A 14,550-nucleotide genomic window follows, 5' to 3' on the forward strand; every position below is an offset into this window, starting at 1 on the left:
GCTGGATCCTGTTCCATGCCTATTGCTTACCTTTGTTTTCAGTAAGCAGCCACGCAACTGACAGCTTTGTTATCTACTTGAAACCAAATATTGCCCTTGCCGCCACACTCATAACCCCAGACCTGAAACCCCATACTCGCTGGTCGGCGTCGCCTAGCGCTTGGCGACGCCCCACCTCCCACCAGGGAGTTGCGGGTTCCAGGTCTGGGGGTTTGGTGTTATGCGGCCTGGCGGAACGTGGATGTTGGTTTACTTCACCACTAGGTTGACCATGCGGCCTGGGACGTAAATCTCCTTGACCACGTTCTTGCCAGCGGTGAGCTCCGCAATGCGCTCATCGGCCTTGGCGATGCCTACGACGGTGTCTTGGTCGGCGTCGGCAGGCACCATGACGCGGGCCTTGACCTTGCCGTTGATCTGCACCGGCACCTCAATCTCGTCGTCGACAAGGTACTTCTCGTCAAACTCCGGGAAGGATTCGTAGGTGATGGTGCCCGCGTGGCCGAAGCGCTTCCACAGTTCCTCCGCGATGTGCGGGGCGACGGGGGAGACCAGCTGGGCCAAGGGCTCTACCGCGATGCGCGGAGCGCCCTTCGGGTAGGTCTTGGTCAGGTAGTTGACGTACTCGATGAGCTTGGCCACCACCGTGTTGAGGCGCAGGTTCTCGTAGTCGTCACGTACGCCGGCGATGGTGCGGTTGAGGTGCTTCAGGTCATCGTCGGAAAGCTCTGCGTCCGTTGTGGACAGCTCACCCGAGGTCTCATCGATGGCTAGGCGCCACAGGCGCTGCAGGAAGCGCTGCGCACCGACGACGTCCTTGGTTGCCCACGGGCGCGAGGTATCCAGCGGGCCCATAGACATCTCGTAAACACGCAGGGTATCGGCACCATAATCGCGGCAAATGTCATCCGGAGCGACGGAGTTCTTCAGGGACTTGCCCATCTTTCCGTACTCCTGGTTGACCTTTTCATCCCCGTAGTAGAACGCGCCATCGCGTTCTACTACCTCGGCGGCCGGGACGTAGACGCCGCGGGAATCGGTGTAGGCATAGGCCTGGATGTAGCCCTGGTTGTACAGGCGGCGGTAGGGCTCCTTGGAGCTCACGTAGCCTAGGTCAAAGAGGACCTTGTGCCAGAAACGGGCGTAGAGCAGGTGCAGCACGGCATGCTCAACGCCACCAACGTAGAGGTCAACGCCACCCGGGTCGTTGGCGCCGTGCTCGTCTGGGCGCGGGCCCGTCCAGTAGCGCTCGTTCTCCAGATCGCAGAACTTCTCATCGTTCGTCGGATCGATGTAGCGCAGCTGGTACCAGGAAGAACCCGCCCACTGCGGCATGACGTTGGTGTCGCGATAATACGTCTTGGGGCCATCCCCCAGACCCAGGTCCAGTTCCACCTCAACCCACTCGTGGGCCTTGGCCAGCGGCGGCTGCGGGGAGGACTCGGCATCATCCGGGTCGAAGGACACAGGCTTGTAGTCTTCCACCTCAGGCAGCTCGATGGGCAGCATCGACTCCGGCAGCGGGTAGGCCTGGCCAGCCTCATCGTAGACGATGGGGAAGGGCTCGCCCCAGTAGCGCTGGCGGGCAAACAGCCAGTCACGCAGCTTGTACTGGATCTTCTCGCGGCCCGTACCCTGCTCCTCCAGCCACGGGATGATGGCAGCGATGGCCTCATCCTTGGACATGCCGTTAAGGTCGATGGAGTCATTCGCGGAGTTCACGGCTTTGCCGGACTCCGTGTACGCCTCCTCTGCGATGTTGCCGCCAGCAACGACCTCGGTAATCGGCAGGCCAAAGACGGTGGCGAACTCGTAGTCACGGGTATCGTGTGCCGGGACCGCCATGATGGCGCCGGTGCCATAGCCAGTCAGAACGTAGTCCGCGATGAAGATCGGGACCTGCTTGCCATTGACCGGGTTGGTGGCATAGGTGCCCAGGAAAACACCGGTCTTTTCCTTGTTCTCCTGGCGCTCCAAGTCGGACTTCGCGGCAATAGAAGCGCGGTAGGCCTCTACGGCCTCCTTCGGATCATCGTGTCCAAAGGTCCAGCGCTCATCCACATCATCCTCGTAGGGGATGGGGGAGAGGAGGGCGTCGACAAGCTCGTGCTCCGGGGCCAACACCACGTACTCCGCGCCGAACAGGGTATCCGGACGGGTAGTGAAGACGTCGATGTTGTAGCCCTCGGCGTGGAAGGTGACCTCCGCGCCGCGGGAGCGGCCAATCCAGTTGCGCTGCATGGACTTGACCTTCTCCGGCCAATCCAGAAGCTCCAGGTCATCGAGCAGACGGTCCGAGTAGGCGGTAATGCGCATCATCCACTGGCGCAGGTTCTTGCGGAAGACTGGGAAGTTACCGCGCTCGGACTTACCCTCCGCGGTGACCTCCTCATTAGCCAGCACCGTGCCCAGGCCCGGGCACCAGTTCACGGTGGAGTTGGACAGGTAAACCAGACGGAACTCGTCGAGCGCCTTACGCTGTTCTTCCTTCGTCAGATCCGCGTAGTAGCGGCCGTCCTTCGTCGTGCGCTTGCCCACCTCGAGCTCCTTGATGAGCTCCGAAATCGGGCGCGCCTTCTGCTGCTCCTCATCGAACCAGGAGTTATAAATCTGCAGGAAGATCCACTGCGTCCACTTGAAGAAGGAGGGATCGGTGGACTCCACGGAGCGGCGCGGATCGTGGCCTAGGCCCAATAGGCCCAGCTGACGGCGCATATTCTTGATATTCGCTTCCGTCGTGGTGCGCGGGTGCGTACCCGTCTGGATGGCGTACTGCTCCGCCGGCAAACCGAAGGCGTCATAGCCCAGCGTGTGCAGGACGTTCTTGCCCAGCATGCGGTTAAAACGCGCATAAGTATCCGTAGCGATATAACCCAGCGGGTGGCCCACGTGAACACCCGTACCGGAAGGGTAGGGGAACATGTCCTGGATGTTCAGCTTCTCCGCGGGAAGCTCCTTGCCCTCCTCCGCGAGCGGGCCAACTGGGTTCGGCGCGTTAAATGTACCGTTGTCCTTCCAGTACTGCTGCCAGGTATTTTCAATCTGCGCGGCGAGCTCCGGCGTGTAGCGGTGGGTAGTGTTATCGCTCGGGTTAGTCATGCTTAGACAGTGTAGTCACCGAACGGACATCTCCCCAGATAGACCCAGCCATGCCGCATTCTGCTCCGCTGCGCGGAGGCGCCACTGTCGACGCCCCCTTGTTCTCCCTAGGCGTCGCCACTACAATCACCATTGTTCTGCTGTTCTACATTTGGCTATCCAAGGATCACTAGCCAATACACAAGGACGCAGAGCACCGGTCTACCGGACGTTCAAGCAAGGCGGTTGAAGCGATGACCAGCATTTCGTTGCACAAACTCAATCAACGTTCTTGCAGCATAGTGCAAGCGGTGGCTGCCGGAATCTTAAGCCACAATCCAGAGCCTTACTCACAGCCAAGCAGCACAGACTTTCTACCTTCTGGTGCCGACGTTGTTTCGTTACTGGACCGAGAAGACCGCTTGTGACGATTTGTGCGGTTACTTCGGCATTCCAAAAACGCCGAGATTTTAGCCACGCCGCGCCATCTCTGCCACTTCCTTGCGCGCGTCTTTAAGGATCTGCGCAATGTCAGCTGCGTCTGCAGCATCTACGTCATAGGTACCAGCCGCTTGGGCTTCAGCCGCCAGCTCTCGCAGCGCTTTACGACGTTCAGTCCGCTGTCCATCCCGGTACTGCAGTAGGTCAACAAGCCGAACCCGCCTATGCTTGCCCCCTGTGGTGCACTCAAACGGGATCGACCCATCCTCGAGCTTTTTCACCAAAGTTGGCCTACTAATACCCAGCAAGTCTGCTGCTTCCTGGGTTGTGAGCAACTGGTCCACCGGCGCAACAGTAATAGCCTTTCCTTGTCGCATCGCACGAACAACCTTCGAAAGGGTGCCCCCGGAAGGACGCTCTAAACCTTCTTCACCACAGCTGGCTTGAGCTTCATCGCGCCAAAGCCGTCAATCCGGCAATCGATGTTGTGGTCTTCCTGGCCGGTGCCGGCATCGAAATTAAGGCGAATACCACGCACCTTGGTTCCGGACTTCAGTGGCTGCTGCGCGCCCTTGACTTTTAGGGTCTTGGTGATGGTGACCGTGTCTCCGTCGGCAAGCGCATTGCCTACGGAGTCGACGATGGTCGGTGCGGCTGCTTCCGCGGCCGAATCACCGGCAGCGTCGGCGGAGAACTCGTGCGCGCACTCCGGGCAGACGATAAGCGGCGGCATCTCGTAGGTGTATTCGGAGGAGCACTCGGGGCAAGGTGGCAGAGTTGTGCCTGCAGTATCAGTCATAAGGAACAGTCTATCCCGCGTGGCGCAAAAAGATGATCCTTCTCTCATTTCTTTAATTGATACCCCGGTGGGGTATAGGCTTATGGCACGCCCAATCGGACTCATTCGAAAGAACTATGAAACGCCTTATTTCTCTCGCTGCCGCATGTGCCGCAGCTGTCACCCTGTCCGCCTGCTCCACCGAGAGCCCCGTTCAGAGCGAAGCCTCGAAGAGCGACGTTGCCACCACCGAGGTCCAGCAGGTTCCGGTCGAGGACATCCTCGCCGAATTCGACCTTGAAGGATTGGATGGCCCGGAGATCGTCGACAAGCTCGACCACATGTCCAAGGACGAGCGCAATAGCGATCTCCTCGCATCCGTGCGCCCGAACGAGCTGATCCTCACTTCCGAGCAGGGCCAGGCATCCCTGCCGCTGCCCGAGGACAAGTTCTACGTCTCCATCGCACCGTATGTCTCTGCTACCCACGATTGTTTCAACCACTCCCTGTCCACCTGCACTGGTGAGCTCGGCAAGGAAGACATCCACGTCACCATCACCGATGACGATGGAAACGAGCTGGTCAACGAAGACACCACGACCTCTGACAACGGTTTCATTGGCTACTGGCTGCCCGCCGATAAGAAGGGCACCATCACCATCAAGCAGGACGGCAAGACCGGTGAGGTCCCCCTGGACACCTCCGAAGAGGGCGCAACCTGCATCACCACCCTGCAGATGGCCTAATCCGCTCATTCATTCACCACGGTGAATCCCACGTCCTGGGGTTCACCGTTTGTCGTTTTATGGTGTCCACGCAGTGCTTGCCGACGTCAACAGTGTTCTGGGCAAGCCCCCTTACGGTCACTCCCTGAAGAACATCTCCGAGCAGGCAATTGACCACAACAAGTCCGCTGGTGTCGTCAGCTCTGTTCCGTTTAGCCACGCCACCCCGTCGGCGCCGGCTTCTTGGGCGCAGGCGTCGTGGCTGCCCTACTCGGCGCCATCGCCACGTTCCTGCAGTCTGTCGGCATGGTCAAGGTTGACTTCTCCGCTCTGCAGAAGATGTTCCGCTAAGCACTACAGCACTATGCACTAAAGGATGCGCTGAGCATTCAGCCCCCACGTGGGCCCTCCGCTTCGGAAGCGGAGGGCCCACTGCGCTTACTGGGAGGACTCCTCTAGGCAGTCGTACAGGAAATCCATCAAGGTCGTAGCGTCATCGGATCGGAACAGCTCATCAAGGGCAAGGTTGAATTCCAGCCTTCTCGCATTAGGGATATTAAGTGCTGCGTAGCCATTGCTCATCAAGAGGCCTGACGCTACAAGCCGTGCGGTTCGCTTGTTTCCATCGAAGTAAAACTGGCTACGCGTGGCAGAGCAGAAATAGGCCAATGCTTGCTCGACTGGGTTTTCAAGCCCTTGGAGGGAAACCAACAAATCAGCATGGGCTTCACCTAGCTCTTCAGCCGGGTCGAAGGGGATGAACCCGCCATCCATGAGCCGTACACCACCGCCGTCTCCCTCCACGTGTCCTTCACCACGGAAAAGACCAGCGTGCCGAGCTTCGTTCCTTGCTAGCACGGCATGGAGTGCGTCACTGATGCCTTTGTCCACCGCGAATTCTTGTTGGATAACCAGCTCATGGAGCAAGTTGAAAGCCGCCGACAAGTCCAAGATTTGCTGCTGCTCAGCAAGTGCCTTTCCGCCCACAGTGATGCCATCTAGCAGGGTACGGACTTCCGGGAGAGTAAACGTGTTTCCTTCCAGCGCGGCAGCGTTCCACACCAAGTCAGGAAGTTGCTTGGCTAATCGAAATAACGCACGGTCGGTCCCCAACTCCGAAACGTGCGGCCGCTCATGGTGCTCCCAGCTCACTCGGCTCGTTGCTCTTCTCATCACCTATGCCCCTCCGATGTAGTTTTCTGCGCACACATCAATGGCAAGCTGATGCGGTGATACGTAGTGTATTCCGGCTTCATTAGTTGCGCCGGTGAGCTCTTCACCAGCGACAGGCACGAGGGTGATTCCTCCGGATACGGGCTCAGCACTCGCGCGAATCCGAGCGGGCAACGAGGGCACGATGTCTGCTGGATTCGTGCACCAAATCAATGTTGATCGAGGCTTTTCTCCTCCACTGGCGCTACGCGCCGAGCTGCGTTGAGCTGCAAAAGCTCCCGACATCGCCCATGGTTGTCCGCTCGCATCAACCGCTGAGGCGAGCGTTATGGGATTCGCCGGTAAGAAGTGAAGAGCCCCGTGGCGGCCATAGGGATTGGACGCCCATGCGCCTCGTTCTATGAGCGCCTGATAGTCACCGTCGTCGCCCGGAGCATCGCCCCATTGCACGAAGCGGTCAATCCACCCTTTAACGTCTGGTTCTTCGCTGCTGAGCTCCCCCAGGAGAACTCGGACGGCTGTCGCGGCGGCGGCGTCGCTCATGCGATGCACCGATACGGAAACCTCATACCCAAGCACGCGCATTACCTTGGCCAACCCCGTCAAACTCGGTTGAGCTGCCCCACGCAACCACAGATTGAGCGTATTTCGTGACACTCCCGAGCGCCGCGAGATTTCGCTAAGGCTCAGCGGGCTTTTCTTGAGGAGTTGTAATGGGTCCATAGCCCCACTATAACCAGCTGTCCTACGCCTAGGACACCTGTCCTACCGTTAGGACGTTCAAGCCCTCTACCAGCCACATGGCAACCGCACCCCGCTGTGTCCTATGATGAGGCAAATGAGCGCGGAGATTTATTCACTTCCAACTACGCCCCTGGTAGCCAGCGAGTACATCGAGCAGGGCCCCCGGCTGTCCCTGCGTCGCGGCAGCAATATTCTCACGCTTCAGCTGCCCGCCACCTTCCCGGAAGCAGAACTCACCGATCCCCGCTGGGTCGTCCAATCGCATTTCATTGATCGCCCGCACACGCTGCGTGAATTCGCCACCGATGAGCCGCTTGAAGTAGGTATCCCCGGCCCCTTTACTCGCATCATCGTGACGCTGCGCGACGGCGAGGAGGAGCTCATCGAGCCCACGACCTTCACGGGCATTACGGAAGACGCTCCTTTTATCGTCTACGACCGCACCACGCTCATCGCACCGCAGGGCACGCTCGAGGCCGCTGAGCCGCTCGGCATCTGGGCCGGCTGGGAAGTGGGCTCGCTGCCGGAGCAGGTTAGGGTGCCGCAGAGGGAACCGGTGGACGTCGCCAAGCACAGCGATTTTGAGTGGGACTTTGGCGTGGCCATCCTGCCCAACGTCCGGGGACTTGATAACGAGCCGATTTTTACTCAATCCCCGCGCGTGCACCTCATCGCGGAAGGGGAGTGGCGCCTCGACCTCACCTACGCACCCCTCGGCGGTGAGCAGGAGGAGATTTCGGAGCAGACCTTTGAGCCAGGAATCGCCGAACCTTTCCCCGGCGATCTCTACGAAGACCCCTGGGTAGGGCGCTACAAGGTCTCCTTGTACCGCGACGACGAGCTTGTCGACGTCCGCTTCATCTCCCTCGCCGAGGGCCTCCACATGCGCGCGACTAACGACGGTCCGCGCGGGATGGATTTCCGCATCATCGATGCCCTCGGCGCGCACTCGGCTTTCAGTTACACGCTGGCCTCTCCGCCAAAGAAGCCCATTGCGCTGGAGAAGGGCCTGCGTACCTTCGAGGACACCGAGGTTTCGCGCCGCGAGGTCGTGGCCAGTGATGCCGGGTACGAGCTCGAGTTCGACGTCTGGCCCGAAGCCCTGTTCAGCCGCGTCAAGCGCATTGGTCTGGAACCCACGGAGCACTCCGACAAACCGGTTATTTTCGCTGGTCAGCTCGATCAAGACGATATGTTTACCGTCCATTCTCCGCGCCCGCTGCCGCTGGCCAAGTTCGTCACCATTGATGGCCGCCAGAAGATTAAGGAGTTGGCCCGCACCTCGAAGACCACGCAGGCGGTGACGAGCCTCGCCGTGCCGAATGCCGCCTTGGCCAATGCCGTGCGCAAGCAGCCTTCTGCCGAGCTTTTCCTCATGTGGTCTACGTTGTCCTACGAGGACTACCTGGATTCCCTGCCGGACGCGGAACGCGCCGCCCACGAGGCCCGCAGCCTCGAGCGCCGCATTGTGGAGTACGAGGCATCGGCCTCCACCAGCCTCATCTATGCTGCCTTGGCCACGGTGCGCAAGACCCCATTGGTCAGCCGTGGCCTGCTCGGTGATGGGGAAGTGATCATCGAGCAGAACGTGGATCCGCAGGTAGATTTGGTGGGCTGGGCATGGCCATTGGCCAACCCCACCGTTTCCCCGACCCAGCTCACTGCGACGGACAATGGTTTCGAGCTGCCTGCCGACCTCCTCGCGCAGGGCTCGTTGCTTGTCGACGTCCGCGAGCTCAACCCCACCTCGAACCTCACCGCCCCCGCCCGCCCTTCGAGCGCGTCCATTGTCGTGACCCCGGAGGGCGCCGAACCGGCCCGTGCTTCCAAGGACTGGACACCGGAGGAGCTGTGGGGTGCCTTCCGCGCGCTGCATGTGCTGTCTCAGCGCAGCCCGAACCCGAAGCTGCAGGCAATGTTCGACAGCATCATCGACCACCTGCGCGCCAACCCGGAGGCGGCACTCCACGCCCTGGCGCGCACCGGCGTCAGCGTGAACCAGCAGGCACGCTCCATGGCGCGTACCCGCCTGTTCCACTCGCCACTCGAGACCGACATGGAGCAGAGTGCTGATCACTACCTGGATCTTCTCCTCGACCCCTCCGCCAGCAAGAATGCCGAGCTCACGACCGTGCGCGACAGCGGCGCGGATGGTCTGACTCGCCCGATGCTGCTCAACGCGGCAACGGTTCACAGCCCAACCCCGAATGTTGATGACCTCATGGGGGAGGCCGCCCGTGTCGCCGCCCTCCGCGAGTGCTTTGCCAACAACGGCGCCCTCGATGCCCTAGGTACCATCGAGCATCTGCGCAAGGACGCCACAGCACTCGCGTCTGTGGTGCAGAACGCGGGCGTCGACATGTCGATTAGCCATACCCTCGTGGCGCTCGGCGCTTTTGCCAGCGGCAACACCGCGGATGAGCTCAATGCTGCTGCTTGGATGCCTTATATCTCCTATGCCTTCGCCTTGGCTTCCCGCGCCGCGGCGAACGACATCATCATGGAAAGCCCCCTGCTCAAGGACGATATGCCTATGCTTGCCGACGTCCTCCCCCTCGCCCCCCGCCTCTTCTTCTACGACCTCGTGACTGCGGAAGCCCTTTTCCGCAATCGCGACATCTAGCGCAGTGAGGTGTGCCACAATGGGTGAGCATGAAGGTTATCTCCACCAACGTCGCTGTCCGCCGCCCCGAGCCGCATGGGCGGCACGAGTACACGGGCATCGATAAGCAGCCGCGCCCTTTCCTCGACCTTGCGGTCCCCGGGCCCAACTACGGTGACGGCTCCGGTGTGGTGGGGGATTCCATCGGGGACCACGCCCACCACGGTGGCGCCGACAAGGCCGTCTACGCTTATGCCCGTGAGGAGCTCGATTACTGGGAAGGCGCGCTCAACCGCGTGCTGCGTGACGGTTACTTTGGGGAGAACCTCACCACTGAGGGTATTTCTTGGCCGAATATTCTCATCAACCAGCGCATTCAGGTGGGGGAGTGCGTGCTCGAGGTTTCCATCCCGCGCACGCCCTGCGCCACCTTCTCCGGCTGGATGGACGAGCCGGGCTGGCTCAAGTCCTTCACAGAGCGCGGCGATTGCGGTGCGTACCTGCGCATTATCGAGCCTGGCCGCATCAACCCAGGCGATGAGATCACGCTTATCGGCCGCCCCGACCATGACATCACCATGGGCATGGCCTTCGCGGCCAAGATGGGGGACAAGGAGCTGGCTCGGCGCGTCGTCGACGCCGGCTGCCTCGCTGCCGTCCACCATGACCAGCTGGTTAAGCGCCTGCAATCCTGCGGTTAGCTAGCCATTCATAGGTTGTCGCTTGTGAGCCGCGCGTACCATCCATACGCACGAATCGTGCCTTCACCAGTGACTTCAGCGCATATCGGACCTGCGCTCGAGTGAGGTTTGTGGCTGTTTCTATTTCACCAATGGACAGGGGTTGTGCCGCCGCACTCAGCGCCTCCGCTACGCGCGGGGCGTTGACTCCTAGGCCATCCACGTTCGCTGGTGCGTCCACTCGTCGTTGCGATTCGATGCGGGATTCCTCCTTGCGTAGTGGCTCCCAGGTACGGGCTTCTCCACGCGTGTCCGGCCGCCACATCTTCACCGTAAATTGCACACCGGAATCTATCAGGTCAGGCTCCGGAAGGCCCTGCTCTCGCGCGGCATCCAACATAAGCTGCACGCCGCCGCCTTCGCCCTCAATGACAAAAGAGCCATCGTCTGCTTTGAGATATCGGCACAGTCTATAGAGACGCTGGTTAATCTCCTGTCGTGCCAGATCTCTCGACTTCAGCTGCTCTACCGTCAGATCCCGCAGGCCACCTGGGCTGGAGATGACCATCTTGTCCGGTAGTAAGCGGACATCAATCGATTTACCAGCCCCTAAGGTATTCGGCCCAAGATCACGGTGCACCAGTGCATTCGCCACGGCCTCTCGAATGGCCGAAAGGGGAAGTTCAGGAACTTCCACCATTGATCCATCCTCTCGATATCGCCGTACGGCGGCTAAACGTTGCCTTACCCAACCCATTACCGAGTTCAACAGCACCGGGACGGGCCCCTCAAAGGTCTCCAACCCCAACACTCGCCCGTGCTTCGAACCATTCGGTAGCCTTTGCGCCACTGTTACTGCTAAGGAGGGAAAATGTCCTTGAGGATAGAAACCCAGCGCATACAGGCCAGCAAGCGTCAGCTCTCCAGTCGCGGTCGTCACCGCTAGTGCCCGTAAGACGTCCTCATCTTGAGTAAGTCCCGATAGTCGCCGATTCTTTCTCCGCGCCTGAACCAAGAAATCTTCTACCACGGCGCGGTCCAAGTCTGCGATACTCGTGCCTTCCACAATCGTCGTGTCATAGGACACTGCCTCTTCGGCATGCAGCTTCGCTACGTCCATCATGCGTAGCTCGGAGGCACTCATACGATAATCCCCATCAGCCATTCGAAGATACGCTTCTCCCCTGTAGATAGCAGGCTTATCAATAATCGGAAGGCCCGTAACCTCCGCAATCACGACATGCGTGCCATCTATTGCCACACTGTCGGTATGCACTGTGACTGGAGGGGTGATGGCATGACGCGCCTGCGAGGCCAGAGCAGCCTCCATCTCCGAAGGATTCTCAATGCCAGTGACAATGAAGCCTTCTTTCTCATTGACGCCGAGAATGATAAGACCGCCACTCGGCATGTTTGCGAACGCGCACAATGTCTGCGGTAGAGAGTCCGGAATGCCCCCTTGAGCGGTTTTGACCTCGACTGTTGTTGAATCACCGCCGCGCAACTCAAGCTCGGCCAATAGCTCTCTCAGCTGATTCTCGGACCAATTGTTCACGATGAATACCCGCCCTCAATGTTAACAATGACGCCTCAATGCTAACGTCATCCCCCTTCAATGACAAGATTTCTAATTGATCTTCCCATTGAGGTGTCATTGACGTTCTCGTTGAGGCCGAATTATGACCCTGAAACCCCGCATGTTTAAGAGTTATCTAGCACCCAAACCCCGAATCAGGCTCCGGCATTCCCCGGCGCGATAAGGCCGGAGGCCCTTTTTAGGTCTATGTCCCTGACCATCTTGTAAGTAAGGCATGGAGTTTTCCCCAGAGCTCACCAGCCGGGCAGCACGTATCGAGCGAGAGATCTTGGATCTCAACCGTCATGCTGCTACTGGCCAGTTGGAGTCTGTGGCCCGCTTACTCATGCGTTCTGAGGCGATCTTCTCCTCACGCATTGAAGGTATTGCGCCCAACGCCGATAAGGTTGTCCTCGCGGAACTCGCCCAAGAGGAGGAAGTCCGTGGTTATAAGGAAGGCGCGGAAGAGGTTGCCCGCAACCTCACCGTTCTGCGTTCCATTGAGAAGAGCTTTGCCACCGAACCGACAATCTCTGTCGAGCTTCTCGAAAAGCTTCAAAGAGAGTTGATAGGGAGAAGGGCTCCATTCCCACTGGACTTCGAACTATTCAAAACTGGATCGGTGGAAGTAACCACACACCCATTGGGGCCGAGTTCATTCCAGCGCCCCCACGCCTAGTCCGTGACCTCGTTGAAGACCTGTGTCTTTACCTAGATGGCGCTTAGCACGGTGCTCTTATCCAAGCCGCGATTGCTCACGCTCAATTCAAAACGATTCACCCATTTGCAGATGGCAACGGCCGTGTGGGCCGTGCTCTCATTCATGGGATTCTTCTGCGTCGCGGACCTACTGAATACACCATTCTGCCGGTAAGCCTCGTCCTCGGTACGTGGTCCAAATCGAAAGCTACCTGCCTTTTCGCACCATCAAGCGTGGTAAAATCCTCACCATGGAGCGCACGTATAAGTGGGAGCATGTCGAGACTCCCCTCATCCGGAACGAGGCCGCAGTTCATTTTTTAGGAGCCGGTTTGACCGCTTCCGGAGTGCAATACGGCGATGGATACAAGGCCACGTGGGAGCTGCGCGCCGCGGAGAACTGGGTGACCGAACGTGTGTCGGTGAACGTTGAAGGCGACGGATGGGGGCGAAGCCTCGAGCTGTTTAGGTCCGAGCAAGGCGTGTGGTCGGCGGAAACCAATGAAGAGGGCGCCCAGCCTGAAGATCTGCCCTCCCCCGGTATCGTCCAGTCAGCCGACCTGAAAGCCGCACTCGATTGCGATCTCGGTCTGTGCCCTCTCACCAACACAATGCCTATTCGTCGCTTGACGCTGCTTGAGACTCAGGTCTCGAAAACGCAGCTGATCATGGCTTGGATTGATATACCGTCCCTCCAGGTGATCGCATCAGACCAGTACTACAGCTCCGTCGATGCTGAAACTGTCCGATACGAAAGCGGAACACGGGGAGTCGACGTCGAGTTGAAGGTCGACGGTGACGGAGTGGTCGTACACTACCCTGATCTCGCACGGCGGGTCTGATCCGGAAACAACTCTAACTAAGCTGGGCGGTATGAACGACCTGACCATCGCGCCTGGCCCAGGGATCCCCGGGGGTCTGGTCATCGTCGCCGCCGACCTGACGGAGCGGTTCGCGAAGTCGTCGGGACCAGGCGGCCAAGGCGTCAATACTACGGACAGCAAAGTGCAGCTTTCCGTCGATATCGCTACGTGCTCATCGCTTTCCGACGCCCAGCGTCGCCGCGTCCTCCACAACCACGAGCACCGCCTAGACGGCACCGTCCTTACCGTTACCGCATCGACCCAGCGATTGCAGGTACGCAACCGCGCCGAGGCACGCGAACGCATGGCCGCCCTCTTGCGCGAGGCGCTCGCTCCGCCTCCTCCCCCGCGGCGCAGGACCAAGCCGACGCGGAGCTCGGTGCGACACCGTCTCGAAGCGAAAAAGCGGCGCTCGGAACTCAAGTCCACGCGACGGCGGCCCCAAATTCCCTAGTTCGAACCATCCGCATGCATATCCTCACGCTGACGGACCTGGTTCGGGTAACCGCTACGCTGAGACAGCTTGGACCGGTTGAATCCGCTCGATTTCCGAGAGGATCTTGTCTTCCGCCACGTCCAAGTCATATTGAGCCTGTAACCCGAGCCAGAACTGGGGGCTCATCTCGAAAAACTTCGCTAGACGAAGGGCCGTGTCAGCGGTTACAGCGCGCTTACCGTGAACAATTTCGTTGATCCGGCGGGGCGGAACGCCGATGGAGACGGCGAGCTTGTGCTGGGTGATCCCCATTCCTTTGAGGAAGTCCTCCATGAGGATCTCACCGGGATGAACCGGAGGGAGCTTGTCAGTGGTAGTCAACGATCTCAACCTCCTCTGGCCCCGCCGATCACCTTTCAACGCCTCGAGCCGGTTTCCCCGGGGAATCCGCTCTCGATTCCACAGACGCTCAGTGTCCTTGTCAGCGAACGACTGGATCATGCTTCACCTTATCCCCCATAACGCGAAGCGTCAATAACGCTACGCGTTAAATTTGAACTCCACGGTATGTAGTTGCAAAGTTACTTTCTCGTTGGCCTGCAACAATCAGAAAACTGTAATTACGTCAGCACACAGAGAACATATGGGCGCATGGAAACACGTAAAGGTTGTGCGGGATGGCGTGGACGTCAACGTGAAGATTCTGGAGAACCTCGCCGCGCACGTCGCTCCCGCGTTGGGTGGCAGCCGAACCA

The 14,550-nt window shown here is 59.5% G+C and carries 13 protein-coding genes and 1 pseudogene; 7 read left to right on the forward strand and 7 right to left on the reverse strand.

Going from position 1 to position 14,550, the window contains the following annotated elements; genetic code table 11:
• Positions 1-249: 249 nt before the first annotated feature.
• Complete coding sequence (gene leuS, locus HMPREF2875_RS01750) at positions 250-3,099, reverse strand: leucine--tRNA ligase (protein ID WP_070669789.1); 2,850 nt, start codon at positions 3,097-3,099, stop codon at positions 250-252.
• Between the two features lie 50 nt (positions 3,100-3,149).
• Here leuS and HMPREF2875_RS14070 point away from each other — a divergent pair, with 50 nt between their 5' ends.
• A complete protein-coding gene (locus HMPREF2875_RS14070; RefSeq protein WP_256389654.1) occupies positions 3,150-3,272 on the forward strand; it encodes a hypothetical protein in 123 nt (40 codons plus the stop codon).
• A gap of 276 nt (positions 3,273-3,548) precedes the next feature.
• Here HMPREF2875_RS14070 and HMPREF2875_RS01755 read toward each other — a convergent pair whose 3' ends face one another.
• Positions 3,549-3,896 (reverse strand): helix-turn-helix domain-containing protein, encoded by a 348-nt coding sequence (locus HMPREF2875_RS01755; protein ID WP_083311816.1) that lies wholly within the window; start codon positions 3,894-3,896, stop codon positions 3,549-3,551.
• A gap of 41 nt (positions 3,897-3,937) precedes the next feature.
• Complete coding sequence (locus HMPREF2875_RS01760) at positions 3,938-4,318, reverse strand: zinc ribbon domain-containing protein YjdM (RefSeq protein WP_070669790.1); 381 nt, start codon at positions 4,316-4,318, stop codon at positions 3,938-3,940.
• A gap of 116 nt (positions 4,319-4,434) precedes the next feature.
• Here HMPREF2875_RS01760 and HMPREF2875_RS01765 point away from each other — a divergent pair, with 116 nt between their 5' ends.
• Positions 4,435-5,043: a CueP family metal-binding protein gene (locus tag HMPREF2875_RS01765; protein WP_070669791.1), complete on the forward strand. Its 609-nt coding sequence runs from the start codon at positions 4,435-4,437 to the stop codon at positions 5,041-5,043.
• Between the two features lie 417 nt (positions 5,044-5,460).
• Here HMPREF2875_RS01765 and HMPREF2875_RS01770 read toward each other — a convergent pair whose 3' ends face one another.
• Both HMPREF2875_RS01770 and HMPREF2875_RS01775 read right to left on the reverse strand, forming a co-directional pair.
• Positions 5,461-6,084 carry a Fic family protein gene (locus HMPREF2875_RS01770; protein WP_246817006.1) on the reverse strand — a complete coding sequence of 208 codons (624 nt, stop codon included), beginning with the start codon at positions 6,082-6,084 and terminating at the stop codon, positions 5,461-5,463.
• 114 nt (positions 6,085-6,198) lie between these two features.
• The gene (locus HMPREF2875_RS01775) at positions 6,199-6,918 is read right to left on the reverse strand and encodes a helix-turn-helix domain-containing protein (protein WP_070669792.1); all 720 of its coding nucleotides are present in this window, start codon (positions 6,916-6,918) and stop codon (positions 6,199-6,201) included.
• A 115-nt stretch (positions 6,919-7,033) separates the two neighbouring features.
• Between HMPREF2875_RS01775 and HMPREF2875_RS01780 the strand changes: the two genes are divergently transcribed.
• Positions 7,034-9,562 (forward strand): hypothetical protein, encoded by a 2,529-nt coding sequence (locus HMPREF2875_RS01780; protein ID WP_070669793.1) that lies wholly within the window; start codon positions 7,034-7,036, stop codon positions 9,560-9,562.
• 29 nt (positions 9,563-9,591) lie between these two features.
• A complete protein-coding gene (locus tag HMPREF2875_RS01785; RefSeq protein WP_070669794.1) occupies positions 9,592-10,242 on the forward strand; it encodes an MOSC domain-containing protein in 651 nt (216 codons plus the stop codon).
• On the opposite strand, the gene HMPREF2875_RS01790 is transcribed toward HMPREF2875_RS01785, so the two are convergent.
• Positions 10,217-11,776 (reverse strand): ATP-binding protein, encoded by a 1,560-nt coding sequence (locus HMPREF2875_RS01790; RefSeq protein WP_070669795.1) that lies wholly within the window; start codon positions 11,774-11,776, stop codon positions 10,217-10,219. The two genes, HMPREF2875_RS01785 and HMPREF2875_RS01790, sit on opposite strands and share 26 nt — an antisense overlap.
• A gap of 188 nt (positions 11,777-11,964) precedes the next feature.
• Here HMPREF2875_RS01790 and HMPREF2875_RS13875 point away from each other — a divergent pair.
• The 3 genes and pseudogenes from HMPREF2875_RS13875 to arfB form a co-directional block, all read left to right on the forward strand.
• Positions 11,965-12,697 (forward strand): annotated as a pseudogene (locus HMPREF2875_RS13875) (Fic family protein); the annotation flags it as partial.
• Positions 12,698-12,747: 50 nt separating this feature from the next.
• Positions 12,748-13,338, forward strand: a complete 591-nt coding sequence (locus HMPREF2875_RS01800; protein WP_210388130.1) for a putative glycolipid-binding domain-containing protein — start codon at positions 12,748-12,750, stop codon at positions 13,336-13,338.
• Between the two features lie 31 nt (positions 13,339-13,369).
• Complete coding sequence (arfB, locus tag HMPREF2875_RS01805; RefSeq protein ID WP_070669796.1) at positions 13,370-13,813, forward strand: alternative ribosome rescue aminoacyl-tRNA hydrolase ArfB; 444 nt, start codon at positions 13,370-13,372, stop codon at positions 13,811-13,813.
• A 54-nt stretch (positions 13,814-13,867) separates the two neighbouring features.
• On the opposite strand, the gene HMPREF2875_RS01810 is transcribed toward arfB, so the two are convergent.
• Positions 13,868-14,176, reverse strand: a complete 309-nt coding sequence (locus HMPREF2875_RS01810) for a HigA family addiction module antitoxin (protein ID WP_029158886.1) — start codon at positions 14,174-14,176, stop codon at positions 13,868-13,870.
• Positions 14,177-14,550: the final 374 nt, after the last annotated feature.

The sequence above is a fragment of the Corynebacterium sp. HMSC078H07 genome (assembly GCF_001812805.1).
Classification (GTDB): domain Bacteria; phylum Actinomycetota; class Actinomycetes; order Mycobacteriales; family Mycobacteriaceae; genus Corynebacterium.